This window comes from Pelomonas nitida, assembly GCF_043555975.1.
GTDB classification, from domain to species: domain Bacteria; phylum Pseudomonadota; class Gammaproteobacteria; order Burkholderiales; family Burkholderiaceae_C; genus Pelomonas; species Pelomonas nitida.
Genome location: NZ_JBIGIA010000014.1, coordinates 59,802 through 86,739, shown reverse-complemented (window position 1 = coordinate 86,739; position 26,938 = coordinate 59,802). Strand labels below are relative to the sequence as shown.

The following is a 26,938-nucleotide window of genomic DNA, read 5'->3' as shown; positions in this document are numbered from 1 at the left end:
ACCTCCACCACTTCTGATGCGCATTGACGCCCACCATCACTTCTGGCGCCTGAGCCGTGGCGACTACGACTGGCTGGACGTCGGCGACCCGGCGCTCGCGCCGCTGGCACGTGATTTCGAGCCCGCCGACCTGCAGCCGCTGCGCGCCGCGCATGGCGTGACGCAGACGGTGCTGGTGCAAGCCGCCGCCACCGAAGCCGAGACCGACCACCTGCTGGCGCTGGCCGAGGGCGATGCCAGCGTGGGCGGCGTCGTCGGCTGGGTCGACCTGGCCGACGCCAGCCGCCTGCCCACGCTGCGGCGCTGGGCCGCGCACCCGAAGTTCAAGGGCGTGCGCCCCATGCTGCAGGACCTGCCCAGCCCCGACTGGCTCGACACCGGCCCGGCACCGGCCATGGTGACCGCACTGCTGGACCTGGGGCTGCGCTTCGACGCCCTCGTGCGGCCCGAGCACCTGCCAGCACTCGCAAGGTTCGCGGCGCGCTGGCCCGCGCTGCCCATCGTCATCGACCACGCCGCCAAGCCGGCGCTGTGCCAGGGCTGGCGCGCGCCGTGGGCCCGGGCCTGGCGAACGGGGCTGACGGAACTGGCACGGCGGCCACAGGTCTGCTGCAAGTTCTCAGGCCTGCTGACCGAGCTGGACGACCACGCCGAGCCCGCCGAATTGCTGGCACCCGCCTGGCAGACGCTGGTGAGCCTGTTCGGCGCCCAGCGGCTGATGTGGGGCAGCGACTGGCCGGTGCTCAACCTCGCGGCTGACTACGACATGTGGATGGAACTGGCGAGCGAGTGCATCGCCACGCTGCCGGCCGCCGGCCAGGCCGACGTCTGGCGCGGCACGGCGGCGCGCTTTTACGGGCTGGCGACATGAGCCTCGCCCTGCCGCTGGACGCAGCGCAGCGCCCCGCCACCGAGGCCGCGCCTGGCGCGCCGGCGGCAGCCGCCCACCTGCTGGAAGCGCGCGGCCTGGGCAAGGCCTTCGGCGGTGTGAGCGTGCTGCAGGGCGTCGACTTCGACCTGCGCGCCGGTGAGGTGCACGCGCTGATGGGCGAGAACGGCGCGGGCAAGTCCACGCTGATGAAAATCCTCGCCGGCGTGCACCGGCCCGACAGCGGCGAGATGCGCCTGGGCGGCCGGCCCATTCGCCCGGCCAGCCCGCGCGACGCGCAAGACCTGGGCATCGCGCTGGTCCATCAGGAGCTGCAGCTCATGCCCGACCTGAGCGCCGCCGCCAATGTCTTCATCGGCCGCGAACGGCGGCGTGCCGGCTGGCTGCTGGCGCCGGCGCGGCAGCTCGCCGACACACGGGCGCTGTTCGCGCGGCTGGCGCTGGACGTCGACCCGCGCCGGCGCGTCGGCTCGCTGAGCATCGCGCAACAGCAGATGGTGGAGATCGCCAAGGCGCTGTCGCTGCGCGCGCGCGTGCTCATCATGGACGAGCCCACCGCCGCGCTGAACCCGACCGAGGTGGACGAGCTGTTCCGCGTCGTGCGGCAGCTTCGCGCCGAGGGCGTCGGCATCGTCTACATCTCGCACAAGATGGACGAGCTGCAGCGCATCGCCGACCGCGTGACGGTGCTGCGCGACGGCCGGCGCGTCGCCACGCAGGCCATGGCCGGCGCCGACATGGGCGAGCTCATCCGGCTGATGGTGGGCCGCACCTTGAACCAGGCCGTGCCCGACACGCCGGACCTGAGCGCCGCGCCCGTCGTGCTGGCCGCCCGGCATCTGAGCCGCGGCCGCAGCGTGCGCGACGCATCGTTCACGCTGCGTCGCGGCGAGATCCTGGGCCTGGCCGGCCTCATGGGCGCCGGCCGCACCGAGCTGGCCCGGCTGATCTTCGGCGCCGACCCGCGCGACGGTGGCGAGATCCTCGTCCACGGCCGGCGCGTCGAGGTTCGCTGCCCGGCCGATGCGGTGCGCGCCGGCATCGCCTACCTGTCCGAGGACCGCAAGCGCCTGGGCCTGGCCACCGGGCTGGATGTCGAGACCAACCTGCTGCTGCCCAGCCTCGCGCGCTTCGCCGGCCGGCTGGGCCGCGTGGACCGCAGCGCCGCTCGCGCCGCCGCGCAGGGCCTGGTGCAGCGCCTGGGCATCAAGACGCCCTCGCTCGCACAGGTGGTGGGCCGGCTCTCCGGCGGCAACCAGCAGAAGATCGCCCTGGCGCGGTGGCTGCTGCGCGAGCCGGACATCCTCATCGTCGACGAACCCACGCGCGGCGTCGACGTCGGCGCCAAGGCGGAGATCCACCAGCTGCTGCGCGCCTTCGCCGCGAGCGGCAAGGCGCTGATCGTCATCTCGTCGGAGTTGCCCGAACTGCTGGGCCTGGCGCATCGCATCGTCGTCATGTGCGAGGGCCGCATCAGCGGCGAGCTGGCCGCCGCCGACGCCACGCAGGAAGCGCTGATGGCGCTGGCCACCACTCGCCTGGCCGCATGAGCAGCCGCGCCCTGCCCTTCGTCGCCGTGGCCTCGCCGGCCGCCTGGCAACGCCTGCTCGCCTTCGCCAGCCTCGTCGTGCTGGTGCTGGTGTTCGGCGCGGCGTCGAGCAACTTCCTGCAGACCGACAACCTCGTCAGCATCCTGCAGGCGACGGCGGTCAACGGCGTGCTGGCCATCGCCTGCACGCTGGTCATCGTCAGCGGCGGCATCGACCTGTCGGTGGGCTGCCTGATGACGTTCTGCGCCGTCATCGCCGGCGTCGTGCTGACGCACTGGGGGCTGCCGCTGCCGCTGGGCGTGCTGGCCGCCGTCGCGTGCGGCGCGGCCTGCGGCGGCCTGTCCGGCTGGCTGGTCGCGCAGCTGCGCATCCCGGCCTTCATCGCAACGCTGGGCATGATGATGTTGCTCAAGGGCCTGGCCCTGGTCGTCTCGGGCAGCAAACCCATCTACTTCCTGGACACGCCGGGCTTCGACGCGATCGCGCAGGACTCCCTCGTCGGCGCGCTGCTGCCCGCGCTGCCGCTGCCCAACGCGGTGCTGGTGCTGCTCGCCGTGGCGCTGGGCGCCAGCGCACTGCTGGGGCAGACGGTGTTCGGCCGCTACCTCTTCGCGCTCGGCAGCAACGAGGAAGCGGCCCGGCTGTCGGGCCTGCACGTGAGGCGTTGCAAGGTGGCCGTCTACGCGGTGGGCGGCGCCATCTGCGGCATCGCCGGGCTGCTGATGGCGTCGCGCCTGAACTCGGCGCAGCCGGCGCTGGGCCAGGGCTACGAGCTGGACGCCATTGCGGCGGTAGTCATCGGCGGCACCTCGCTGGCCGGCGGGCGCGGCTCGGTGCTGGGCACGCTGATCGGCGCCTTCATCATGAGCGTGCTGGCCAACGGCCTGCGCATCTTGAACGTGAGCCAGGAATGGCAGACGGCGGTGACGGGCGTGATCATCGTCCTCGCGGTCTACGTGGACATCCTGCGCCGCGATGAATGAGCTCGCCCCCTACCGGCTTCGCCGGCCCCCTCAAGGGGGCGCCGCTGGTGGCCCGGCAGAGCCGGTTCCACGGCGGCCGCTGGGGAAGACAAGACCGTAGAACATGAACGGAGACACATGGTGAAACGCCGCTTTCTGCTGCTGGCTGCGCTGCTTGCTTGCGCTGCGCAAGCCCAGCCCCCAACCGTCTACATCCCGCTGATCTCCAAGGGCTTCCAGCACCAGTTCTGGCAGGCGGTGAAGGCCGGCGCCGAGCAGGCGGCCAAGGACCACAAGGTGCGCGTCAGCTTCGAAGGCCCCGAGAGCGAGGCGATGGTGGACAAGCAGATCGACATGCTGGCCGCCGCGCTCGCCAAGAAGCCCCAGGCCATCGGCCTCGCAGCGCTGGACAGCAAGGCCGCCATCCCGCTGCTGCGCAAGGCCCGGGCCGCCAACATCCCCGTCATCGCCTTCGACTCGGGCGTGGACAGCGACATCCCGCTGACCACCGCCGCCACCGACAACCGCGCCGCCGCCGCGCTCGCGGCCGACAAACTCGCGGCGCTCATCGGCAGCGAAGGGGACGTGGCCGTCGTGGGCCACGACCAGACCAGCCGCACGGGCATCGAGCGCGTCGAGGGCTTCGTGAACCGACTCAAGGCGGCCCACCCCAAGGTGCGCGTCGTGACCGTGCAGTACGGCGGCGGCGACCACCTGAAGTCCACCGAAGTCGCCAAGTCCATCCTGCAGGGCAACCCGAAACTGAAGGCGCTGTTCGGCACCAACGAGGGCTCGGCCATCGGCGTCGTCAACGCCGTGCGCGAGATGAAGCGAACGGGCGTCACCGTCGTCGGCTTCGATGCCGGCAAGCAGCAGAAGGACGCCGTCGCCAGCGGCGCGATGGCCGGCGCGATCGCGCAGAACCCTGTGGGCATCGGCTACCGCACCGTCGAGGCCGCCGTGAAGGCGCTCAAGGGCGAGGCCCTGCCCAAGACGCTGGATACCGGCTACGACTGGTACGACAAGACCAACCTGCGCGATCCCAAGATCGCGGCCGTCCTCTACGACTAGCGAGAACCCATCCCATGAAACTGCTCCGCTACGGCCCGCCCGGCCAGGAATGCCCCGGCCTGCTCGATGCCAATGGCCACGTGCGCGACCTCTCCGAATTCATCGACGACGTGGCCGGCCAGGTGCTGACGCCGGCCAGCCTGGAGCGCCTGCGCGGGCTCGACATCGCCTCGCTGCCCCTCGTGCCCGGCACGCCGCAGCAAGGCCTGCGATTGGGCCCCTGCGTCGGCCACGTCGGCAAGTTCATCTGCATCGGCCTGAACTACGCGGACCATGCCGCCGAGTCCGGCCTGCCGGTGCCGAGCGAGCCCGTCGTGTTCGCCAAGTGGACCAGCGCGATCAACGGCCCCGACGACGACGTGAAGATCCCGCGCGGCTCGGTCAAGACCGACTGGGAGGTGGAACTGGGCGTCGTCATCGGCCAGGGCGGCGCCTACATCGAAGAAGCCGACGCGCTCAAGCACGTGGCCGGCTACTGCGTCGTCAACGACGTGTCCGAGCGCGAATGGCAGCTGGAGCGTGGCACGCAGTGGGACAAGGGCAAGGGCTGCGACACCTTCGGCCCCATCGGCCCCTGGCTGGTGACTGCAGACGAAGTGCCCGACCCGCAGCGGCTGGACCTGTGGCTAGAGGTTGACGGCCACCGCTACCAGAGGGGCAACACACGCACCATGGTGTTCGGCGTCGCGCAGATCGTCAGCTACCTGAGCCGCTTCATGAGCCTGCAGCCTGGCGACATCATCTCCACCGGCACGCCGCCGGGCGTGGGCCTGGGCCAGAAGCCGCCGGTCTACCTGAAGCCCGGCCAGACGATGACGCTCGGCATCGACGGCCTGGGCGTGCAGACGCAGAAGACCGTGGCCGCCTGACCTCGCCATGCCCCGCATCACCCGCCTGCGCACGGTGGACGTGCGCTTCCCGACGTCCCGGCTGCTCGACGGCTCGGACGCGATGAACCCCGACCCCGATTACTCGGCGGCCTACGTCATCCTGGAGACCGACCAACCCGGGCTGGCCGGCCACGGCCTGACCTTCACCATCGGCCGCGGCAACGACATCTGCTGCGCCGCCATCGAGGCCATGCGTCACCTCGTCGTCGGGCTGGAGCTGAGCTGGGTCGCCGCCGACATGGGCCGCTTCTGGCGCCATGTCACGTCCGACAGCCAGCTGCGCTGGATAGGCCCCGACAAGGGCGCCATCCACCTCGCCACCGGCGCCGTCGTCAACGCGGTGTGGGACCTGTGGGCCAAGGCCGAGGGCAAGCCGGTGTGGCGGCTGGTCGCCGACATGAGCCCCGCGGAGCTGGTGCGCTGCATCGACTTCCGCTACATCACCGACTGCATCACACCCGATGAAGCGCTGGCGCTGCTGACCCGCGCCGCCGAGGGCAAGGCCCAGCGACTGGCCACGCTGCAGCGCGAGGGCTACCCCTGCTACACCACGTCGGCCGGCTGGCTGGGCTACCCCGACGACAAGCTGCGGCGCCTGTGCCAGCAGGCCGTGGACGCCGGCTTCAACCACGTCAAGCTCAAGGTCGGCCGTGACCGTGCCGACGACATCCGCCGGCTGCGCATCGCCCGCGAGGTGCTGGGGCCGGACCGGCACCTGATGATCGACGCCAACCAGGTCTGGGACGTGCCCGTCGCCATCGCCTGGCTGCAGGAGCTGGCCTTCGCCAAGCCCTGGTTCATCGAGGAGCCCACCAGCCCCGACGACGTCGAAGGCCACCGCGCCATCCGGCAGGCCATCGCGCCCATGCAGGTGGCCACCGGCGAGATGTGCCAGAACCGCATCCTGTTCAAGCAGTTCATGATGCGCGGCGCCATCGACGTGGTGCAGATCGACAGCTGCCGGCTGGGCGGCGTCAACGAGATCCTGGCCGTGCTGCTGATGGCCGCCAAGCTGGGCCTGCCCGTGTGCCCGCACGCCGGCGGCGTGGGCCTGTGCGAATACGTGCAGCACCTGGCCATGATCGACTACCTCTGCATCGCCGGCACGCGCGAAGGCCGCGTCGTGGAGTATGTGGACCATCTGCACGAGCACTTCGTCGACCCTTGCGTGGTGAAGGGCGCGGCCTACATGCCGCCGACGCTGCCCGGCTTCTCCATCGAGATGAAGGCCGCGTCGCTGGCGCAGTACCGGTTTCGAGGCTGACATGGACCTCGGGCTGCAAGGCAAGGTCATCCTCGTCACCGGCGGCGGTGCCGGCATCGGCGCGGCCATCTGCGCAGCGCTGAAGCGGGAAGGTGCCCTGCCCGTCAGCCTCGGCCGCGGTGCAACGGCCGAGCATGCGGCACGCCATGTCGAACTGGAACTGGAGGACGAAGCCGCTGTGCGCACAGCCGTCGACGCCGTGCTTGCCGAGTTCGGTGCGCTGCACGGCCTGGTCAACAACGCCGGCGTCAACGACGGCGTGGGGCTCGATGCCGGCCCGGACGCCTTCCGCGCCTCGCTGGAACGCAACCTCGTGCACGCCTATCTGCTGGCACATCTGTGCGTGCCGGCCTTGAAGGCCACGCAGGGCAGCATCGTCAACATCTCGTCCAAGACGGCCGTGACCGGCCAGGGCGGCACCAGCGGCTACACGGCCGCCAAGGGTGCGCTGCTGTCGCTGACACGCGAATGGGCCGCCGCCCTGAGCGCCGACGGCATCCGCGTCAATGCCGTCGTGCCGGCGGAAGTCATGACGCCGCTGTACGCGCAATGGCTGGGCGGTTTTGCCGACCCCGACGCCCGGCTGGCCGAGATCGCCCGCCGCATCCCGCTCGGGCAGCGCCTGACCACCGCGCACGAGATCGGCGACACGGTGGCCTTCCTGCTGTCGGCGCGGGCTTCGCACACGACCGGGCAGTGGGTTTTCGTGGACGGCGGCTATACGCACCTGGACCGGGCGCTGTGACCTGCCGCGCGCAGGCCCGAGCCATCCAGGATGAGCCTGCATCTGCGCCGCCGCACCGGCAGTGAAGGTTTCAAGCCGGTCCGTAGAATGCCGCCCCTTTCGCCCGCCCGCACCCGGTTTCCATGGACATCGTCGTCAACGAAGAACTCAAGGCCTACATCGAACCATTGACGCCGGATGAGCATGACGCGCTGGAACGCAGCATCCTCACCGAGGGCTGCCGCGATGCGCTGGTGTTGTGGGGCAACGTGCTGGTGGACGGCCACAACCGCTACGGCATCTGCACCAAGCATGGCCTGCCCTTCCAGACGGTGCAGAACCCACGCTTCCAGTCCATGGAAGACGTGCATCTGTGGATGATCAACCAGCACCTGGGCCGGCGCAGCCTGTCGGACTTCCAGCGCGGCGTGCTGGCACTGCGCAAGCGCGAGATCGTGGCCGAGCGCCGCGCGCGCAGCGCCCCACCCGCCGCCGCCGAGGCGCCCGAGGTGACCGAGCCCATGGCGACCGCCGAGGCCACCACGGTCACGTCACCCGCCCCTGCACCGGCGCCCGCCGATGACGCCTTGCAGACACGCGAAGCACTCGCCAAGGCCGCGCGGCTGAGCAGCAGCCAGGTGGTGTTGATCGAGAAGATCCAGAAGCAGGGCGCGCCGGAGCTGGTGGCGGCCGTGAAGGCCGGGGCGATCTCCATCAACGCCGCCGCCGCCGTGGCCACCTTGCCCGCCGAGGAACAGGCCGCCGCCGCCGCCGCGGGTGCCGACGAGTTGAAGCAGGCCGCCAAGCGCGTGCGCGAAGCCCGGCGCCGCACGCCACCGGCCACGCCGGCAGGCGAGACCGACCACACGCCCGCCCCACCGGCCGCAGCGCCCGAAGCCGCAGCGCCAGACACGCTCGAGACGCTGCGCCAGCGCGTGGCCGCCCTCGAAGCCGAGAACGCAGCGCTGCGCCTGCAGTTGGCCGCGCTGCAGGCGGCGGCCGGCGACGCGTCGGGCGCGATGGGGGCCGACACCAGCCCGCCGTTCTGAGCCCCCACGCCCGGCGCGGCCCGGCACAGCACGTATCCTCCGCCCCATGGCCCCGACCGCAGCACTCCGCAGCCGCTGGCAAGCCTGGTGGCAAGCCAGGCAGCCCGTCGCCGACACCCACCGCACCACCCAACGCAACGTCTACATCGTGCCGACGCTGGCCGGCCTGGCCTTTTGCGGCACGCTGGGCGTGCTGCTGCTGGCCAGCATCAACGAGCAGCTGAGCCTGGGCTACGGCCTGACCTTCGCGCTGACCGGCGCGGGCCTGGCGTCCATGCACACCACGCACGCCAACCTGCGCGGCCTGCAGCTGGACCTGAAAGCCCCCGACGGCGTGCATGCCGGCGAGGAGTTCACGCTGGAGCTGCGCCTGCACAACCCGGGCAGCGCGCGCTTCGGCATCGCCATCAGCGCCCTGCTCGACGGCGGCGCCACCGAGCCCGCCTGGGTGGATGTGCCGGCGCTCGGGCACGCCGTGCTGCGCCTGCGCCTGCCGGCGCTGCAGCGCGGCCTGCGCGACCTGCCGCGCCTGGTGATCTCCACGCGTTTTCCGCTCGGCTTCTTCCGCGCCTGGAGCTACTGGCGCCCGGCCAGCCAGGTGTGGGTCTACCCGCGCGCCGAGGAGGTGCTGGCGCCCTTCCCCACGCAGGCCGATGCCGGCAGCGGCGAGGCGGCGTCCACGCAACAATCGGCCAGCGGCACCGACTTCTCCGGCGTGCGCAGCTACCGCCGGGGCGACTCCCTGAAGCAGATCCTGTGGCGCAAGTCCGCGCTGGCGCTGGACCAGGGCCTGCCGCTGTGGGTGCGCGAGACCGAGGCGCCGCTGGCTCGCGACCTCTGGCTGGACTGGCGCGACACGCAAGGCCGCGACACCGAAGCGCGCCTGTCGCGCCTGACGGCCTGGGTGCTCGCCGCCGAGCGCCAGGGGCAGCCCTATGGCCTGCGGCTGGCCGGGCGCGAACTGCCGCCGTCGCTGGGCGCCACCCACCGGCAGGCCTGCCTGGAACTGCTGGCGGGGTTTGCCGCATGACCGCGCGCCTGCCGAACGCCGCCGTCGCCGAGGTCTCCCGATGATCAAGACCTGGTGGTCGCGCCTGCCCCGCGACACGCGCGACAGCTTCTTCCTGCTGGCCGTCATCACGGCCGTCATGGCCCCGCACGCCGGCCACCTGCCGGTCTGGGCCTCCGCACTCACCGGGCTGATGCTTTTGTGGCGGGCCCAGATCGCCTGGCGCCAGCGGCCGCTGCCCAGCCGCTGGTGGCTGGTCGCCATCGTCGCCCTCTACGCCACGCTGACCTGGCTGACCTTTCGCACGCTGATCGGGCGCGAGGCCGGCATCACGCTGCTGACGGTGCTGATGGCGCTGAAGACGCTGGAACTGCGCGCGCGCCGCGATGCCTTCGTCGTGTTCTTCCTCGGCTTCTTCCTGGTGCTGACGCAGTTCCTGTACTCACAGTCCCTGCTGACCGCCATAGGTGCCCTCGTGTCGCTGTGGGGGCTGCTGGCGGCCGTCGTGCTGGCGCAGATGCCGTCCACCGAGCTCCAGGGCGTACCGAGCATCGGCATCGCCGCACGCCGCGCCGCCGGCACCACGGCGCTGGGGCTGCCGGTCATGATCCTGCTGTTCGTGCTGTTCCCGCGCATCGCGCCGCTGTGGGGCGTGCCCACCGAGGCGATCGGCAAGACCGGGCTGTCCAACCAGCTGGAGTTCGGCGCGATGAACGAGATCGCCAACGACGACAGCATCGCGATGCGGCTGAAGTTCGATGGCGCCGCGCCACCGCCGGACCAGCGCTACTTCCGCGGCCCCGTGCTGACCCGGTTCGACGGCAAGACCTGGCGCGCCCCGGACCCGCGGGCCAGCCAGAGCTGGCTGCGCGGCCGCGACGAGCTCGAGACGCCGGGCCCCGCCTTCCACTACCAGCTGACGCTGGAGCCGCTGCGGATTGCGGTGCTGCCGCTGCTGGAGATGAGCCCCGGCGCCCCCGGTACCGCGCTACCGCTACCGGACCTCACGCTCACCCGTGGCCCGGAGCTGCAGTGGCTGTCGCCCCGCCCCATCACCGAACGGCTGCGGCTGCAGGCCACGGCCCACGCCAGCTGGCGCGCCAGCCCGCACATGAACCGGCTGCAGAAGGCCACCAACCTCGAGCTGCCCCCGGGCGGCAACCCGCGCGCCGTCGCCTGGGCGCAAGCCCTGGCCCGTGAGCCCCGCTTCGCCGAGCTGGACGCCGGGGCCCGCGCCCAGGCCCTGGCCGCCGCGCTGCTGAACCATGTGCGCAACAACGACTACACCTACACGCTGTCCCCGGGCCGCTACGGCGAGACCACGCCGCACGTCATCGACGAGTTCTGGCTGGACCGCCGCCTGGGCTTCTGCGAGCACTTCGCCTCCGCCTTCGTCGTGCTGATGCGGGCCATGGGCGTGCCGGCCCGCATCGTCACCGGCTTCCAGGGCTGGGACGCCGAGCCGCAGGATGGCTTCTTCGTCGTGCGTAACGCCAACGCCCACGCCTGGGCCGAGTACTGGGTGGACGGCCAAGGCTGGGTGCGCAGTGACCCGACGGCCGCCGTCGCGCCCACGCGGGTCATCCAGGGCCTCGCGCTGCAGCCGCAGCCCGGCACGTACAACGTGTTGGGCCAGCTCAACCCCACGCTGTGGCGCGCCATGCGCAACGGCTGGGAGACCGTCAACAACCGCTGGCAGCAACTGGTGCTGAACTACTCGCGCCAGAACCAGTTCGACCTGCTCAAGACGATGGGGTTCGAGCGCCCGGACTGGACGTCACTGGGCCAGGCCATCGCCGCCGTCATCCTCGCGCTGGCGCTGGCCGCCGCCGCGTGGATACGCTGGAGCAGCCGCCCGCACGATGCGTGGAGCCGGCTGCGGGCGCGCATCACCGCGCGCCTGGCACGCGCGGGCGTCACGGTGTCGCCCCACGAGAGCCCGGCCGCCTGGGCGCGCGCGCTGCGCGAGCGGCACGGCCAACCCGCCGAGCCGGCCGCGCAGTGGCTGGAAAGCCTGGAGCGCGCCCGCTATGCCCCGGAGGCGACCGCGCCGGCCTGGGCCGATTTCCGCGCCGCGACCCGTATGCTGACCCCGTGAAACCCTTGCGATCCCTCTCCGTCCTGGCTTGCGCCTTCGCCCTGAGCCTGGGCTTCGCCGCCCCGGCCCACGCCGCCAAACCCCGCCACACCAAGGCGCCGCCGCCGCCCGCCATCCAGCCGCTGGGCCTGCGCCCGGCGCTGGTGGCCTTCGCCGACGAGCTGGCCGCCGCGCAGAACTGGGACGCCGCCGCGCTGCGCGAGCAGCTGAGCCAGGCCCTGGACCTGCCGCGCGTGAAGCAGCTCATCCTGCCTGCGGCCACCGGAACGGCCAAGAACTGGACGGCCTACCGCGACCGCTTCATCGAGCCCAAGCGGCTGGACGCGGGTGTCGAGTTCTGGAGCGCCCACGAAGCGGCGCTCACGCGCGCAGAGAGCCAGTACGGCGTGCCGGCCGAGGTCATCGTCGGCATCCTCGGCGTGGAAACCTTCTACGGCCGCATCACCGGCGGCTTCAAGGTGCTGGATGCGCTGGCCACACTGGCCTTCGACTTCCCCGACGAACACCCACGCGCCGCCGAGCGCCAGGCCTTCTTCCGCCGCGAGCTGGCCGAGTTCCTCAAGCTGTGCCGCGAGAACGGCCTGGACCCTGCCGATGTGCGTGGCAGCTACGCCGGCGCTCTAGGCTGGCCGCAGTTCATGCCCGGCAGCTGGCGCCAGCATGCGGTGGACTTCGACGGCGATGGCCGCGTGGACCTGATCGCCAGCCCGGTGGACGCCATCGGCAGCATTGCGCACTACCTGTCCGAATACGGCTGGAAGCCCGGCGAGGCCACGCACTACAGCGTTCGCATCCCGGCCGACCCCATCACGCGCCGCCGCCTGCTGGCGCCCGACATCAAGCCCATGTTCACGGCCGCCGACCTGATCGAAGCCGGCGCCCTGCCCTCCGAGGCCGCCCGCGACCATGCCGGCCCGATGGCCGTCATCGAGCTGCAGAACGGCCCAAAGCAGCCGCCCACGGTGCTGCTGGGCACGCAGAACTTCTGGGTCGTCACGCGCTACAACTGGTCGGCCTATTACGCGCTGGCCGTCATCGAGCTGGGCCAGGCGGTGAAGGCGCGGCGGCTGCAGTCACGATAAGCCCGCCCCGGCCGCGCCGATGTCGGCGTCGCCACGGACTGGCGCCCCCCATGCCCTTGGTCACACGGCCCCGGCGTCTGCTACAAACCGCGCCGACTCAACCGTGGAGATCCATCGATGACGATCCGCCATCGCCTGCTGCCGCTGGCCATCGCCATGGCAGCGCTGGCCGCCCTGCCCGCGCACGCCGCCACCAGCGGCTATGACAAGCCGCCCGAGCCGCTGCTGGGCATCATGCACACGCCGCTGCCGCCCGTGGCCGTTGCCGACCCGACGCAGCACACGCTGCTGATGGTGCAGCAGGCGCAGTACCCGTCGATCAAGCGCGTGGCCGAGCCCTATCTGAAGCTGGCCGGCGTGCGCATCGAGCCGCGCACCGGTGCCCGCCACGACGCATCCAACGGCTATGGCATCCGCGCCTGCCTGGACGGCTTCGCGCTGGTCGACATCGCCACCAGCCAGGAACGCAAGATCGCGCTGCCGGCCGGGGCCTGCCCCAGCGTGCCGGTCTGGTCGCCCGACGGCCGGCGTTTCGCGTTCACCAACACGGTGGCCGACCACACCCAGCTGTGGGTGGGCGACGTGGCCACCGCCCGCGTGCGCCAGATCCCCGGCGTGCGCCTCATCACCGTGCTGGAAGACACCCTGCACTGGCTGGACGGCGGCGCGACGCTGATCGTCAAGCAGCAGCCCGCCGGCCGCGGTGCCGCACCGTCGCGCGCGGCAGCCCCCATCGCACCGGAGATCCGCGAGTCGCTGGGCGGCAAGGGCGAAAGCAGCACCTACGAAGCCCGCGACACGCTGACCGGCCCCGAAGACGAGGCGCTGTTCGACCATTACGCGACGGCGCAGCTCGCCCGCGTGGACGTGGCCAGCGGCAAGGTCACGCCGCTGGGCAAGCCGGCCGTCGTCGCCAACGTGGATGTGGCGCCGGATGGCCGCCACGTGCTGGTCGAGGCGCTCAAGCGCCCCTACTCCTACGCCACCACCTGGCAACGCTTTGCGACCGACACGCTGGTGCTGGACGCCGCCAACGGCAGCAGCAAGCTGATCAGCAGCGCGCCGATTGCCGACCGCGTGCCCGTGCACGGCGTGCCCACGGGGCCGCGCGGCTTCGGCTGGCGCGCCAATGCGCCGGCCACGCTGCTGTGGGCCGAGGCGCTGGACGGCGGCGACTGGAAAGCCAGCGTGCCACAGCGCGACAAGGTCATGATGCAGAGCGCGCCGTTCACCGCAGCGCCTGCCGAAGTGCTGCGCACGCCGCAACGCTTCAGCGGCATGGCCTGGATGGAGAAGGGCGACCGCCCCTTCGTGTACGAGTTCGACGCCAACCGCCGCTGGGTCCGCGTGACGCGTGTGGACGTGTCGGCCCCGGGCAGCGCGCCGCAGGTCGTGTGGGACTACTCGGCCGACGAGAAGTACAAGAACCCCGGCGCGCTCGTCATGCAACGCCTGGCCAATGGCGCGTCGGTGGTGCAGGAGGATGGCGGCAAGGTCTATCTGCGCGGCAATGGTGCGTCGCCGCAGGGCGACCGCCCGTTCCTGGACCGCTATGACCCCGCCACCGGCAGCAGCGAGCGGTTGTTCCGCAGCGGCACCGAGGCGCTGGAGCGCGTCACGGCCGTGCTGGACGGCGGCAGCCGCTTCCTGGTGTCGCGCCAGTCGGCCGTGGAACCGCCCAATGTGCTGATGGCCAAGCTCGGCGCGCCGGTGGCCGGTGCCGCCGACGGCGAGGCACGCTACGCGCTGTCGACCGCCGCCGTGACCCATATCGCCGACCCCATGCCCCAGGTGCGTGGCGCCAAGAAGCGCCTGATCACCTACAAGCGCAAGGACGGTGTGGACCTGTCGTTCACGCTCTACACGCCGCCCGGCTATGTGGAAGGCACGCGGCTGCCCGCCGTGCTGTACGCCTACCCGCTGGACTATGCGGACCCGTCGCAGGCCGGCCAGGTCAGCGGCTCCCAGCAGACCTTCGACTTCCTGCGCGGCTACCGGCTGCTGCTGCTGGCGGGCTACGCCATCATCGATCGCGCGTCTTTCCCCATCGTCGGCGATCCCAAGTCGGCCTACGACACCTACCTCGACCAGCTCGTCGCCGACGCGCAGGCCGCGGTGGACAAGGCCGTGGAGCTGGGCGTGGTGGACCGCGACCGCATCGGCGCGACCGGCCACAGCCACGGCGCGCTGATGACGGCCAACCTGCTGGCACACACCGACCTGTTCCGCGCCGGCGTGGCCACCAGCGGCAGCTACAACAAGACGCTGACGCCGTTCGGCTTCCAGAACGAGCGCCGCTCGCTGTGGGCCGCCACGCCGGTCTACGAGCAGGCATCGGCCTTCTTCCATGCCGACAAGATCAAGACGCCGCTGCTGATCATGCACGGCATGGACGATGCCAACCCCGGCACCGAGCCTGTGCAGGCGCCCAAGCTCTACCAGGCCTTGCGCGGCATGGGTGCCACGACGCGTTTGGTGATGCTGCCGCACGAGCCGCACTGGTACACGGCGATGGAATCGAACGAGCAGGAGGTCTACGAGATGCTCACCTGGTTCGACCGTTACGTGAAGAACGCCAAGCCGCGCTGAGTCAGAAGCCGTCGAGGTCGTCCGGACCCGTCGGCTCGGGCGCCTCGATGGGCGGCGCGACGCGGTCGCTCCAGTAGCGGCGGTGCCGCGTGCGCTCGCAGCTGGCGTCGCCCGGCGGCGCGTCGCTGCGCCAGCGCCACGCACCGCACGACGGGCTGGCCACGACCGCAATGCCCGCCGCCTGGTAGCGCGCCAGCACCGGCGGCGCCGGGTGGCCGAAGCGGCTGCGATAGCCGGCCTGCACCAGCCCCACGTCCGGCCGCACGGCCGCCAGCAGCTCGGCGCTGGACGACGTCTTGCTGCCGTGGTGCGGCACCAGCAGCACCTCGGCATGCAGGTCAGCCTCGCGCTGCACAAGCGCACGCTCCTGCGCCGCCTCCAGGTCGCCCAGCAACAGCACGCGCCGGCCGGCCTGTGAGGTGATGCGCAGCACGCAGGACAGGTCGTTGGGCCGCAGGCCGGCGTCGTAGTGCGCCGGCAGCGGATGCAGCACCTCGAAGCGCACGCCATCCCACAGCCAAGCCTGGCCGGCCTCGCAACGCGGCGCGCTCGGCGCCAGCCGTGTCAGGCCATGGCCAGGCTCCAGGGAACTGCGCAGTTCGGTCACCGGCAAGGCCTGCAGGAGGGCCGCGGCGCCGCCGACATGGTCGATGTCGCGGTGGCTGAGCAGCAGCATGTCCAGCCGCGCGACACCCAGCGAGCGCAGCAGTGGCAACAGCACGCGCTCGCCGGCATCCTGGCCCGGCGCATAGGCGGGCCCGGTGTCGAACAACAATGCATGGCGCTGCGTGCGCACCAGCGCCGCATTGCCCTGGCCGATGTCGGGCGCCAGCAGCTCGAACTCGCCAGCGGGCGGAACAGGCACGGCGGGCCACAGCAACGGCACCACCAGCGCCAGGCCGGCGAGGCGCAGCCGCCACGGCAGCCGCATCACCATCAAGCCCGCGCCCAGCAGTGCCAGCGATTGCGCCCAGAGCGGCGCCGCTGGCACCCACCAGACGGCCCCTGGCAGCGCCGTCAGCAGCCGCAGCCAGCCCATCAAGGCCTGCGTCACCCAGGCCGCCAGCGTCCACAGCGGCGGCGCCACGCCGCCGAGCAGCGCCAGCGGTGTCAGCACGAAGCTGATGACCGGAATGGCCACCAGGTTGGCCAGCAGCCCCACCACCGACAGCTGCGCGAAGCAGACGAGGCTCAGCGGCGCCAGGCCGACGGTGGCGATGGCCTGGGTACGCACGGCCGCCTTCAGCCGGACGCGCCAGCCCTCGGCCGGCTCGGCCCCGGCCGCCATCAGCAGCGCCACGGCGCCGAACGACAACCAGAAGCCCGGCTGCATGAGCGCCCAGGGGTCGACCGCCGTGACGACAACGGCCGCAGCGAGCAGCACCAGCGGCCACGGCCAGCGCAGGCCCGGCGTGCGCAGCGCGGCGACGGCCGCCAGCATGACGACCGTGCGCTGCGCCGGCACGCCCCAGCCCGAAAACAGCGCGTAGCCGACGGCCCCCAACACACCCACCCAGCGGGCCGCAGCGGGCGCCGGCACGCGCAGGCACAGCCAGGCGCTGCGCCGCCAGGCGGCGCCGGCCAGCGCTGCGGCCAGCCACGCGAACATCGTCACATGCAGGCCGCTGATGCTGAACGCATGCGCCACGCCGGTGTCGCGCAGCAGGGCCCAGTCGGCGTGGGCGATCGCGTTCTGGTCGCCCAGGCTCAGCGCCGCCAGCACGCCGGCGAGCTCGGGGTCGGCCACGCGCTGGCGGATGGCCGACCGCAGCCGCTGCCGCAAGGCGTCGATCTCCCACCACGGCGCCGCCTGCAGCCGCTGCGCCGCACGCACGACGCCGGTGGCGCGCAAGCCCTGCTCGAACAGCCACAGCTCGGCGTCGAAGCCGCCTGGGTTGGCCAGCCCGTGCGCACGCTTGAGCCGTGCCGTGAAACGCCAGCGCTCGCCCGCGGTGATGGCCGGCGCATCCGACGCCTGGGCGTCGCCATAAGCCAGCAACATGAGGCGCGGCGGCACGGCTGGCGGCAGCGCGGTGCCGGTCGGCCCGAGCGACTCCACGGCGAACTCGAAGCGCCAGCCCGGCACACCCCCTTGGCCGGTGACAGCCACCGGCAGCGAATCGACGCGGCCGGTGAGCTGCAGGTCACGCCCCTCCCAGGCGGGGTGCAATTCCGGCACGAGGCGCAGCTCGGCCCGCCAAGCCCCCTGCAAGAAGGCCAGCACGGCCACCGCACTGGCCAGGGCCAGCCAGTGGCGCCGCCGCAGTGCCACCAGCAGCACGCCGGCCAGCACCAGCGCGATGAACTCCCCGCGGCTGGGCAGCCGCTCGCAGCGATGGAGCACGGCCAGGCCCGCCAGCCAGGCCAGACCGGCCGCCAGCAGCTCGCGGACACCCCATCGCTCCTGCGCCAATGCCCTTCCTCACCCCCATGCGGTGGAGGTCGGGGTGTAGCATGCCGCCGTTTTTTCCTCGCGCCACCGCGCTTCCCCGCATGAGCTCCTCCGCCATTCAGGCCAAGCTGGCCGAACTGGGCATCACGCTGCCCCCCCTCGCCGTGCCGGCCGCCGCCTACCTGCCCTTCGTGCGCACAGGCAACCTGGTCTTCATCTCCGGCCACATCGCCAAAAAGGACGGCAAGCCCTGGGTGGGCCAGCTCGGCAAGGACACCGACACCGCTACCGGCCAGGCCGCCGCGCGCGCCATCGCCATCGACCTGCTCGGCACGCTGCAGGCCGCCACCGGCGACCTGGGCAAGGTCGTGCGCATCGTCAAGGTCATGAGCCTGGTCAACAGCACCCCCGATTTCACGGAACAGCACCTCGTGACCAATGGCTGCTCCGAACTGCTGGCCGCCGTGCTGGGCGATGCCGGCAAGCATGCGCGCAGTGCCTTCGGCGTGGCGCAGATCCCGATGGGTGCGTGCGTCGAGATCGAGCTGATCGCGGAAGTGCGCGACTGATGTTCCTCCAACCTTCCAAGCTGCCCGCCCGCGCGCTGGCGGTCACCGCGCTGGCGAGTTTCGGCGCTGTCGGCGCGGCGCTCATCGCCCAGCATCAATTCGGCATCAAGCCCTGCCCCTGGTGCGTGCTGCAGCGCGCCATCTTTTTGGTGGTCGGCGCGCTGGCCTTGATCGGCTGGCTCGGCCAGAGCCGACGCGCGCTGCGCCAGGCCGTGGTGGTGCTGATGCTGGTCATGTGCGCGGCCGGACTGACGGCCGCGGTGTTCCAGCACGAGGTCGCGGCGCAGAGCGCCAGCTGCGCGCTCAGCCTGGCCGACAAGATCGTCACCGCCCTCGGGCTCGAGGAGCTGTGGCCGTCGGTCTTCATGATCACCGCCAACTGCGCCGAGGCCGCCGCCTACCGGCTGCTGGGCCTGCCGTACGAAGTCTGGAGCGGGCTGCTGTTCGCCGGCCTGGGCGCGCTGGGGCTTGTGGTACTGACGACGAAGCGCTGAAGCGCTCCCCATTGGGAGCCTGATTCGTGGGGCGCGAACTACTGGAGGCCCGGGTAGGAGATTTCCTGCTTCGTTTCAGACACTGTCCCCGCAGCGACCAATAGTCCAAACAGTGTCTCGATCGATTGATCCGCCGCATCCGCACCTAGAAACGACTTCAGAGTTCGCCGCAACGAGGCGGACTTGACCGGCCGCTTGCTGCCCATCTTCCGAAGGTTGTCCGTGACCTTCTGCAGCAGGCCAGCACGCGCCCGAGGGGCTGAGGGCAAGGCAGTGCCACGCGCGGTCGGCAGCGGAGCAGCGGTCTTCCCCGGAGATTTGGTCGCCACCTTCTTCGCAGCCACCTTCTTCTTCGCCACAGGTGCGGCAGCAGTTTTCTTGACTGCAACCTTCTTCACAGGCGCCAACTGCTTCGCGGCGATCTTCTTTGCCGGGACCGGCTTCTTCACAGGCGCCTTCTTCGCTGCCACCGCCTTCACCGGGGAGACGGTCTTTGTCTTCTTGAGGGCAACTGGCTGCGCATGCCCCTGCTGGCGAACCGCGAATCCCAAGGTCTTGGCGTGCTCCAGGACGGGCTCATAGCCTTTGTCGTTCGACACGACGACAAACTCCGCTTCTGGACTGCGAGAGGCGATGTAGCCCATGTAGAACGACAGGTGGAAGTCGAGCGCGTTCTTGCCTGTCTTGCTGATCGGCACCAGCGTGAAGTCGTCCCCCAGCGATTCGAACCGCTGCTCGATCTGCTTCTGATGGGGGCCGTGGAAAACCCACACCTGGCTCGCCCCTGGCACGATCGCCCGCAGTTCGTCTGCACTCGGCTGCACGTTCTCGTAGTCCAGCAAGACATGCCTGCCCGGCATCATGGCTCTGGCTACCGCACCTCGCGCGACGCGCTGCTTTACCGGGTACTTCAAAGCGTGGGCCGAGAGCTTGGCTCGCACCGCCTCCTGCATGTCGATCCCACTTTGATCAGCGATGTGCGACAAGTAGAGCAGCATGTCCGCAACGGCCTCGGCGATGCGCTGTCGGGTCGCCGGGCGCTGGTGGGCGAGGCCGGACGCAGCAGGCGTCATCCACTGATAGACCCTCGCCATATCCGCCGCAGCAACCATAAGGGCCGTAGACATGTTCTTGGGCGTCAACAGCGATCCCCATTCCCGCTCCTCTGCGAAGTGACGCAACTCCGCCTGCAACTCGGCCAGTTTCATCCGGACATCTCCCTGATCCTCTTTCGTGAAGATCATGCCCGCGCTCGCCAAGCGGATCAGGCAATGAGAAGGGCAGGATTCACTCTCCCAGCACCACGCCCTCCCGCCTCGGGTCGGCGCCGCCGACCCAGCCGGTCTTCACGCGCATCAGCACCTGCAGGCCGCTGGTCAGATCAGACTCGACGACCGCATGGCCGCGCGCGCGCAGGTCTGCCAACTGTGCCGCCGTCAGCGCACCCCGCTCGACGATCAGCGAGCCACCGTTGAAGTGGCCGAAGTTGGGCAGGTCCACCGCCTTCTGTGCTGGCAGCCCCCAGGCCAGCGCGCCAGTCATCACCTTGGCCACGTAATGGATGATGACCGGCCCGCCCGGCGAGCCGGCCACCATGATGAGCAGGCCCCGGCGGTCGAACACCAGCGTGGGCGCCATGCTGGAGCGCGGCCGCTTGCCGGCCTCGACACGGTTGGCCACCGGCTTGCCATCGGGCCCGACCGGGTTCAGCGAGAAATCGGTCAGCTGGTTGTTCAACATGAAGCCGCCCGCCAGCCCGGTGCCGCCATCGCTCATGACGCGATTGCCGAAGGCCGACTCCACGCTGGTGGTCATGGACACGGCATGGCCTTGGGCGTCGACCACGCTGACCTGGCTGGTGCCCGATTCCAGCTGCTCGGCCTGCGGCGCCAGGGCCTGCTTGACTGCGCCGGGATCGCCCGCGGTGGCCGGGGGCATGGCCCGCGGCCCGATCAGTGCAGCGCGCTGTTTCAGGTAAGCCGGCGCAAGCAGGTTGAGCCAGTCGCCGCCGGGCGCCGTGACGAAGGCCGGGTCGCCAATGAACTGCGCGCGGTCGGCGAAGGCCAGCTTGGCCGACTCCGCATAGGCATGCATCCAGTCGGCCGACAGGCCCCGGGCCTTGACCGCGTCGGGCTGGGTGTCTAGCAGGCCGAGGATCTGCATCAGCGTCAGATGGCCCGACGTCGGCGGGCCGAAGCCGCAGACGCGGAAACTGTGCCACTCGTTGCACAGCGGCGGGCGCACGACAGGCCGATAGGCCGCGAGGTCCGCCGTGGTCAGCAGGCCCGGCCGCGCATGGCTCTTGACGCGGCGCACGATGTCTTCGGCGACCGGCCCTTCGTAGAAGGCGCGCACGCCCTGTTTCGCGATGCCGCGCAGCACCGCCGCGTAAGCGGGGTTCTGCAGCACGCTGCCCACCGGCCTGGCGTTGCCGGCTGCGTCGAAGAAATAGCCGCGGGCCTGCGGGTCCCCGCGCAAGGCCGCCTCGCCGCTGAGCAGTTCGAACAACCGCGGGCTGATCGTGAAGCCCTGCTCCGCCAGGCGGATGGCCGGCTCGAACAGCCGCGCCCATGGCAGCTTGCCGTGCACCTTGTGCGCCTCGGCCAGCATGGCCAGCACGCCGGGCGCGCCGGTGGACAGGCCACTCATGATGGCGTCGCGCATGGCCAGCGGCTGGCCGTCGGGCTTCAGGAACATGGCCGGCGTGGCGGCCGACGGCGCCGTCTCGCGGCCGTCCCAGGCCTGCACCTGGTGCCCGTCCCAATGCATCAGAAACGCCCCGCCGGCGATGCCGCTGGACTGCGGCTCGACCAGACCCAGCACCGCCTGCACGGCGATGGTGGCGTCCAGCGCCGAGCCACCTGCGCCGAGGATCTCCAAACCCGCCTGGGCGGCCAGAGGATTGGCCGCCGTGACGGCAAAACGCCGCGCGGGGACCGTGAGGCCGTTGCCCTTGGCGGTGCGCGTGGTGGCCGCCTCGGGCTGCACAAGCGGCTGCGCCTGCGTGGCGGCACAAGCCAGCAGCGCACTGGCAATCAGGAGGGGGCGCAAAGAGGGTGTCAGGGTCATCACCGCATCTTAGGCAGCCTGATCACCCAGGGTCAGAAGTTGCCTGGATCCCGCTCCGCGCCGCGGGTCATAGGCGCCACGCCAGCGCGCATGGCGCCGACTTTCGGCGTTACACGCGCCAACAACCTTACCGGCGGAAACAATATTTCCAGCCTCGTCAGAGCAACGGCACGCCTGTCTTGCTCTGCGCGAACTCACGGGTGACACCATCGGCCAGCTCCACGAGGCGAATGCCGCCGGGCACGACGTCGAACACGCCGAGGTCCGTGATGATGCGGTCCACGACGCCGAGCCCCGTCAGTGGCAACGTGCAGTTCGGGATGATCTTGAAGTCTTCGCTGCCGTCCTTCTTGCGCGCCACGTGCTCCATCAGCACGATGACACGCTTGACCCCGGCCACCAGGTCCATGGCGCCGCCCATGCCCTTGACCATCTTGCCCGGAATCATCCAGTTCGCCAGGTCGCCGGCCGCGCTGACCTGCATGGCGCCGAGGATGCTCAGGTTGATCTTGCCGGCCCGGATCATCGCGAAGCTGTCGTGGCTGCCGAAGATGCTGGAGCCCGGCAGCGTCGTGACGGTCTGCTTGCCTGCGTTGATGAGGTCGGCGTCGACCTCGTCCTCGGTCGGGAACGGGCCGATGCCCAACATGCCGTTCTCGCTCTGCAGCCACACCTCGATGTCCTGCGGCACGTGGTTGGCCACCAGCGTCGGGATGCCGATGCCGAGGTTGACGTAGAAGCCGTCTTCCAGCTCCCGGGCTGCGCGCGCAGCCATCTGATCTTGCGTCCAGGGCATGGTCAAGCCTCCTGCTGAACGGCCTCGGGCGAGGCCGGGTTGCCCGCCGAGGGCAGTGAACGGATTTTGCAGAACGGGGTCATGTCAGGCCGCCACCTTCTCGCGCAGCGTGCGCTTCTCGATGCGCTTCTCGGACGTCGCGTTGACGACGATGCGGTTGACGTAGATGCCCGGCAGATGGACGTCGTCCGGGTCGATGCTGCCGGTCTCCACGAGTTGCTCGACCTCGACGATGGTGAGCTTGCCCGCCATCGCGGCGGCGGGGTTGAAATTGCGGGCCGTACGTCGAAAAACGAGGTTGCCGCTGCGGTCGGCCTTGAAGGCTTTGACCAGCGCCACGTCCGGCACCAGCGCGCGCTCCATGACATAGGTCTCGCCGTCGAACTCGCGCAGTTCCTTGCCGTCGGCCACCACGGTGCCCACACCGGTCTTGGTGAAGAAGGCCGGGATGCCGGCGCCGCCGGCGCGCAGCTTCTCGGCCAATGTGCCTTGCGGCGTGAACTCCAGCGCCAGCTCGCCCGCCAGGTACTGACGCTCGAACTCCTTGTTCTCGCCGACGTAGCTGGAGATCATCTTGCTGATCTGGCGCGTCTCCAGCAGTTGGCCCAGGCCGAAGCCGTCGACACCCGCGTTGTTGGAGATGACCGTCAGGTTCTTCACGCCGCTGTCGCGCAGCGCTGCGATCAGCGCCTCGGGGATACCGCACAGCCCGAAGCCGCCGACGGCCAGCAACTGCCCGTCTGCCACCACGCCGCGCAGCGCCTCTTCGGCACTCGGGTAGACCTTGTTCATGCTTGCTCCTGCTGGACAAGGGCCGAAGCGTATCGCCTGGCTTCTGTCACGTCGATTACGCAAATTTGACTAATGCCGCCAAGCGCCGGCTGTCAGGCGTCGCAGAGCCGGCATCGTCGCCCCGGGTAGCATCGCCCGGACTCCCCTGCCCCGCTCCCCGCGTGAACCACGCCACCATCGACTACCAAAGCGCCTTCCATCTGGCCCCCGTGGGGCTCGTGCTGTCCGCCCAGCGGCAGATCATCGACTGCAACGCCCATGTGCTGCAGATCTTCGGCGCCACGCGCGAGCAGCTCGTCGGGCAGAGCTTCGCCGTGCTGTACCCGAGTGCCGCCGAATTCGAGCGCACGGGCGTGCGCATCGTCGCCAGCCTGGATGCACACGGCCATTACGCCGATGACCGTGTCATGCGGCGGCTGTCCAACGGCGAACCGTTCTGGTGCCATGTGACCGGCCGCGCCCTGGACCCCGCCGACCCGCACGCACGCGGCATCTGGAGCTTCGAGGACTTGTCGGCCCGCCGCCAGATCAGCGCCGACCTCACGCCACGCGAGCGAGAAATTGCGGCCCTGCTCGTCGAGGGCCAGACCAGCAAGCTCATCGGCCGGCGGCTGGGCGTGAGCCCGCGCACGGTGGACGTCTACCGCGCACGGCTGATGAAAAAGTATCAGGCCGCCAGCACGCCGGAACTGATCAACCGGCTGCTGTCTGCCTGAAGCAGGCCGTCAGACGAACACGCCCTGACGCAGCCACTTGGTGGCAACCCACTTCTCGCCTTGCACGACCGGCGAGCCGCCGTGCAGCGTCTGCGTGGACGGGTGCGGCCTGTCATAGCTGAAGAACAACGCATTGCCCTTCACCGGCGCGATGTCCAGGCCGATGTCCGGAAAGATCGTCGAGCCGCCTTCGGTCGGCGTGTTCAGGTACAGCACCAGCGTGCCGACACGCTGACCGCCACGCTTGAGGATGTTGGGCGTGCCCACATGCGACGGCTCGAAATAGTCGTAATGCGGCTGGTACTCCGCACCCGGCCGGTAACGCAGCACCTGCAGGCCCTCGCCATAGTCCAGCGGCCAGCGCACCAGCGTCGAGATGCGCGCCTCCACGCGGCGGATCAGGTCGTTCTCGCTGCGCTCGAAGAACATGCCGTCGCTGGTGCGCGCGGCATTCACTTCGCTGCCATCGGTGCCGGTGGCCACTGTCTCGGAGCGGGCCAGGCGCTTGCCGGCCATCGCAATCATCTCGTCGCATTCTTCGTCCGACAGCAGACCGCCGAACAGCACCACACGCGGCTGGCGCAGCACCATCAGCACCTTGACGTCGCGGTCCCCGGCATTCACGACCGGCGTGAAGCGGCTGAGGTCAGGCTCGGGCATGCTCGTGGCGCCGGGCGGCGGCGTCAGCGCGGCCGTCTGGCCCAGCGTGCGCGACAGTGCGTCACGGGCGACGCGCTCGTCCCAGCCGCTGCTCAGCATGGCGGCCAGCACGGCCTCGCTCGTGTGGCCGGCGCGGGTCTGCTCGGAGATCCATTCAGACAGTTCGGGGGTGATGACTTGTTGACTCATGGCTTGCGACGGAAAACCAGTTGATCCGGAGAAGAGGCCTCGGGGGCCCAACGATAGCCGTCCAGATTGAACGACTTCAGCCCCTCCGGTGTTTCCAGGCGTTGCTGGATGGCGAAGCGAGCCATGAGCCCGCGCGCCCGCTTGGCGAAGAAGCTGATGATCTTGTAGTCGCCGTTCTTCCAGTCCTCGAACTGGCAATCGACGACTCTCGGCTTCAGCGCCTTGCGCTGCGCGGCGCGGAAATATTCCTGCGACGCCAGGTTGACGATGACCGGCGCCTTCTCGGCCCCGGCCAGCTTGTTCAGGTGCAGCGCGAGCCGGTCGCCCCAATAGTCGTACAGGTTGGCGCCGGCCGGCGTGGCCAGACGCGTGCCCATCTCCAGCCGGTAGGGCTGCATGCGATCGAGCGGCCGCAGAATGCCGTATAGGCCCGACAACATGCGCACATGCGTCTGCGCCCAGGCGAGGTCGTCAGCCGACAAGGTGCGCGCGTCCAGCCCGTCGTAGACGTCGCCGTTGAACGCCAGCACGGCGGGCTTGCTGTTCTTGTCCGTGAAGCGCCGCTGCCAGGCCGCATAGCGATCCACATTCAGCTGCGCCAAGGGCTCGGACAAGTCCATCAACTCCCGAACCTGCGCCACGCTCTTGGTACGCAGCACGTCGATCAGCGCGGCGGTGTCATCGAGAAACTGGGGGCGGGTCAACGCGTCGGCCAATTCGGGCGGCGTGGGTGTGTCGTAATCGAGCGACTTGGCGGGCGAAAGCAGGAACAGCATGGGCGCGGATTTTCGCGCCAGTTTGCAGCAGGCCCAGCGATCTGCGCAGGATCAGCGCCCGCGCCGGCGCTCCAGCAACTCGAAAACGCCCATGCCGGCCAGCATGGCCAGCACGAAGACCACCGCCTTCGGCAACCCCAGCCCCAGCGCCACGAGGGCCGGCCCCGGGCAGAAGCCGGCAACACCCCAGCCGATGCCGAACAGCAGGCTGCCGCCGACGAGCCGCCGGTCGATGCGGCGCGCGGCCGGCAGCGCCATCTCGCCGCCCAGCAGCGTTGCGCGCCGCCGACCCGCCACGGCGAAGGCCACCAGCCCGACACCGATGGCGCCCACCATGACCAGCGCGAGCGACGGGTCCCAGGCGCCTGCGATATCCAGGAAGCCCAGCACCTTGGCCGGGCTGGCCATGCCCGACAGAATGAGGCCGAGCCCGAACACGAGGCCGGCCAGCCATGCAGTGACGAGAGGCATGTTCCGCTCCTTCAAAAGCCAGCGACGTGACGCAGCACGAAGACCGTCGCGAAGCCAGCCGCCATGAAGACCAACGTCGCCACAAACGACCGCAGCGACAACCGTGACAGCCCGCACACGCCGTGCCCGCTGGTGCAGCCGGCGCCAAAACGCGTGCCCACGCCGACCAACAAGCCGGCCAGCACCAGCAGGCCCCAGTCGGCGTCGATGCGCACGTCAGGCACCGCCGCAAAAAGCGCGACCACGGCCGGTGCGGCGATCAGCCCCGCCAGAAAGGCGACGCGCCAGCCGACATCGCCCCGGGCCGGCCGCAACAGCCCCCCGAGCACGCCGCTGATGCCCGCGATGCGGCCGTTGAACAAGACGAACAGCGCCGCAGCGGCGCCGATGAGCACTCCGCCGGCCAGGGAAGCCAGCGGTGTGAAGGCCTGCCAGTCAATCGTCATCGCTCACTCCTTCGGGCAGTAAAGCCGGTAGAGCACGGCCAGCACCTGCAGCAGCCGCGCATCGGCCACGCTGTAGAAGATGCGCTTGCCGTCTCGGCGCGTGTCCACCACGCCCTCGGCACGCAGCACCCCCAACTGCTGGGACAGCGTGGGCTGGCGGATGCCCAGCGCCGCCTCCAGGTCACCGACCGCCATCTCGCCCTGGGACAGCTGGCACAGCAGCAGCAGGCGGTCCTCGTTGGCCAGCAGCTTCAGCGCGCCGACCGCCTGACTGGCGGCCTGGCGCAGCAGCTCGGGATCGATGACGGCTGGGGACATGACGGCTCCGTGAATTGACTTCAGTTTACTGAAAAATATAATGTCAATCAACAGAGTGAACGACCAGGAGCCG

At 70.4% G+C, this 26,938-nt stretch carries 25 protein-coding genes; 15 read left to right on the top strand and 10 right to left on the bottom strand.

The window, feature by feature from the left end:
• Nucleotides 1-16: 16 nt before the first annotated feature.
• The 12 genes from ACG00X_RS17730 to ACG00X_RS17675 all read left to right on the top strand — a co-directional run bounded on the left by ACG00X_RS17730 (nucleotide 17) and on the right by ACG00X_RS17675 (nucleotide 15,177).
• On the top strand, nucleotides 17-871 hold the full coding sequence (locus tag ACG00X_RS17730; protein WP_394489902.1) for an amidohydrolase family protein: 855 nt from the start codon (nucleotides 17-19) through the stop codon (nucleotides 869-871).
• Nucleotides 868-2,439, top strand: a complete 1,572-nt coding sequence (locus tag ACG00X_RS17725; protein WP_394489900.1) for a sugar ABC transporter ATP-binding protein — start codon at nucleotides 868-870, stop codon at nucleotides 2,437-2,439. Before ACG00X_RS17730 ends, ACG00X_RS17725 begins: the two co-directional genes overlap by 4 nt.
• Nucleotides 2,436-3,422, top strand: coding sequence for an ABC transporter permease (locus ACG00X_RS17720; RefSeq protein ID WP_394489898.1), 987 nt, complete (start codon nucleotides 2,436-2,438; stop codon nucleotides 3,420-3,422). The genes ACG00X_RS17725 and ACG00X_RS17720 overlap by 4 nt, the downstream gene beginning before the upstream one ends.
• Nucleotides 3,423-3,539: 117 nt before the next feature.
• Complete coding sequence (locus ACG00X_RS17715) at nucleotides 3,540-4,472, top strand: ABC transporter substrate-binding protein (RefSeq protein WP_394489896.1); 933 nt, start codon at nucleotides 3,540-3,542, stop codon at nucleotides 4,470-4,472.
• A gap of 14 nt (nucleotides 4,473-4,486) precedes the next feature.
• Nucleotides 4,487-5,341 carry an ureidoglycolate lyase gene (locus ACG00X_RS17710; protein WP_394489894.1) on the top strand — a complete coding sequence of 285 codons (855 nt, stop codon included), beginning with the start codon at nucleotides 4,487-4,489 and terminating at the stop codon, nucleotides 5,339-5,341.
• Nucleotides 5,342-5,348: 7 nt separating this feature from the next.
• Entirely contained in the window at nucleotides 5,349-6,626 is a 1,278-nt protein-coding gene (locus ACG00X_RS17705) for an L-fuconate dehydratase (protein ID WP_394489892.1), read from the top strand.
• Between the two features lies 1 nt (nucleotide 6,627).
• Nucleotides 6,628-7,371, top strand: a complete 744-nt coding sequence (locus ACG00X_RS17700) for an L-fucose dehydrogenase (protein ID WP_394489890.1) — start codon at nucleotides 6,628-6,630, stop codon at nucleotides 7,369-7,371.
• Between the two features lie 122 nt (nucleotides 7,372-7,493).
• Entirely contained in the window at nucleotides 7,494-8,399 is a 906-nt protein-coding gene (locus ACG00X_RS17695; protein WP_394489888.1) for a ParB N-terminal domain-containing protein, read from the top strand.
• Between the two features lie 46 nt (nucleotides 8,400-8,445).
• A complete protein-coding gene (locus ACG00X_RS17690; RefSeq protein ID WP_394489886.1) occupies nucleotides 8,446-9,429 on the top strand; it encodes a DUF58 domain-containing protein in 984 nt (327 codons plus the stop codon).
• A 40-nt stretch (nucleotides 9,430-9,469) separates the two neighbouring features.
• The gene (locus ACG00X_RS17685) at nucleotides 9,470-11,506 is read left to right on the top strand and encodes a transglutaminase TgpA family protein (RefSeq protein WP_394489884.1); all 2,037 of its coding nucleotides are present in this window, start codon (nucleotides 9,470-9,472) and stop codon (nucleotides 11,504-11,506) included.
• Nucleotides 11,503-12,588 carry a lytic murein transglycosylase B gene (gene mltB / locus ACG00X_RS17680; protein WP_419964736.1) on the top strand — a complete coding sequence of 362 codons (1,086 nt, stop codon included), beginning with the start codon at nucleotides 11,503-11,505 and terminating at the stop codon, nucleotides 12,586-12,588. Before ACG00X_RS17685 ends, mltB begins: the two co-directional genes overlap by 4 nt.
• Before the next feature lie 117 nt (nucleotides 12,589-12,705).
• The gene (locus ACG00X_RS17675) at nucleotides 12,706-15,177 is read left to right on the top strand and encodes a S9 family peptidase (protein WP_394489880.1); all 2,472 of its coding nucleotides are present in this window, start codon (nucleotides 12,706-12,708) and stop codon (nucleotides 15,175-15,177) included.
• Nucleotide 15,178: 1 nt separating this feature from the next.
• Here ACG00X_RS17675 and ACG00X_RS17670 read toward each other — a convergent pair whose 3' ends face one another.
• Nucleotides 15,179-17,590, bottom strand: coding sequence for a DNA internalization-related competence protein ComEC/Rec2 (locus ACG00X_RS17670; RefSeq protein WP_394489878.1), 2,412 nt, complete (start codon nucleotides 17,588-17,590; stop codon nucleotides 15,179-15,181).
• A gap of 80 nt (nucleotides 17,591-17,670) precedes the next feature.
• Between ACG00X_RS17670 and ACG00X_RS17665 the strand changes: the two genes are divergently transcribed.
• Nucleotides 17,671-18,138, top strand: coding sequence for a RidA family protein (locus ACG00X_RS17665; RefSeq protein WP_394489876.1), 468 nt, complete (start codon nucleotides 17,671-17,673; stop codon nucleotides 18,136-18,138).
• A complete protein-coding gene (locus tag ACG00X_RS17660; RefSeq protein WP_394489874.1) occupies nucleotides 18,138-18,632 on the top strand; it encodes a disulfide bond formation protein B in 495 nt (164 codons plus the stop codon). The genes ACG00X_RS17665 and ACG00X_RS17660 overlap by 1 nt, the downstream gene beginning before the upstream one ends.
• Nucleotides 18,633-18,670: 38 nt before the next feature.
• On the opposite strand, the gene ACG00X_RS17655 is transcribed toward ACG00X_RS17660, so the two are convergent.
• From ACG00X_RS17655 to ACG00X_RS17640, 4 genes are all read right to left on the bottom strand, one after another.
• Entirely contained in the window at nucleotides 18,671-19,876 is a 1,206-nt protein-coding gene (locus ACG00X_RS17655; RefSeq protein ID WP_394489872.1) for a PIN domain-containing protein, read from the bottom strand.
• Between the two features lie 43 nt (nucleotides 19,877-19,919).
• A complete protein-coding gene (locus tag ACG00X_RS17650) occupies nucleotides 19,920-21,701 on the bottom strand; it encodes a gamma-glutamyltransferase family protein (protein ID WP_394489870.1) in 1,782 nt (593 codons plus the stop codon).
• A 157-nt stretch (nucleotides 21,702-21,858) separates the two neighbouring features.
• A complete protein-coding gene (locus ACG00X_RS17645; RefSeq protein WP_394489868.1) occupies nucleotides 21,859-22,497 on the bottom strand; it encodes a 3-oxoacid CoA-transferase subunit B in 639 nt (212 codons plus the stop codon).
• A gap of 84 nt (nucleotides 22,498-22,581) precedes the next feature.
• Nucleotides 22,582-23,289 carry a CoA transferase subunit A gene (locus ACG00X_RS17640; RefSeq protein ID WP_394489866.1) on the bottom strand — a complete coding sequence of 236 codons (708 nt, stop codon included), beginning with the start codon at nucleotides 23,287-23,289 and terminating at the stop codon, nucleotides 22,582-22,584.
• Nucleotides 23,290-23,450: 161 nt separating this feature from the next.
• Here ACG00X_RS17640 and ACG00X_RS17635 point away from each other — a divergent pair, with 161 nt between their 5' ends.
• On the top strand, nucleotides 23,451-24,005 hold the full coding sequence (locus ACG00X_RS17635; protein ID WP_394489864.1) for a LuxR C-terminal-related transcriptional regulator: 555 nt from the start codon (nucleotides 23,451-23,453) through the stop codon (nucleotides 24,003-24,005).
• Between the two features lie 9 nt (nucleotides 24,006-24,014).
• Here the strand turns inward: ACG00X_RS17635 and ACG00X_RS17630 are convergent, their stop codons facing one another.
• Genes ACG00X_RS17630 through ACG00X_RS17610 form a run of 5 tightly spaced genes read right to left on the bottom strand, consistent with a single transcriptional unit; the run spans nucleotide 24,015 to nucleotide 26,865 of the window.
• On the bottom strand, nucleotides 24,015-24,854 hold the full coding sequence (locus ACG00X_RS17630; RefSeq protein WP_394489862.1) for a 2OG-Fe(II) oxygenase: 840 nt from the start codon (nucleotides 24,852-24,854) through the stop codon (nucleotides 24,015-24,017).
• The gene (gene yaaA, locus ACG00X_RS17625; protein ID WP_394489860.1) at nucleotides 24,851-25,630 is read right to left on the bottom strand and encodes a peroxide stress protein YaaA; all 780 of its coding nucleotides are present in this window, start codon (nucleotides 25,628-25,630) and stop codon (nucleotides 24,851-24,853) included. The genes ACG00X_RS17630 and yaaA overlap by 4 nt, the downstream gene beginning before the upstream one ends.
• Before the next feature lie 51 nt (nucleotides 25,631-25,681).
• Entirely contained in the window at nucleotides 25,682-26,101 is a 420-nt protein-coding gene (locus tag ACG00X_RS17620; protein WP_394489858.1) for a DUF6691 family protein, read from the bottom strand.
• Nucleotides 26,102-26,112: 11 nt separating this feature from the next.
• Complete coding sequence (locus ACG00X_RS17615) at nucleotides 26,113-26,547, bottom strand: YeeE/YedE family protein (protein WP_394489856.1); 435 nt, start codon at nucleotides 26,545-26,547, stop codon at nucleotides 26,113-26,115.
• Between the two features lie 3 nt (nucleotides 26,548-26,550).
• The gene (locus ACG00X_RS17610; protein ID WP_394489854.1) at nucleotides 26,551-26,865 is read right to left on the bottom strand and encodes a metalloregulator ArsR/SmtB family transcription factor; all 315 of its coding nucleotides are present in this window, start codon (nucleotides 26,863-26,865) and stop codon (nucleotides 26,551-26,553) included.
• Between the last annotated feature and the right edge of the window lie 73 nt (nucleotides 26,866-26,938).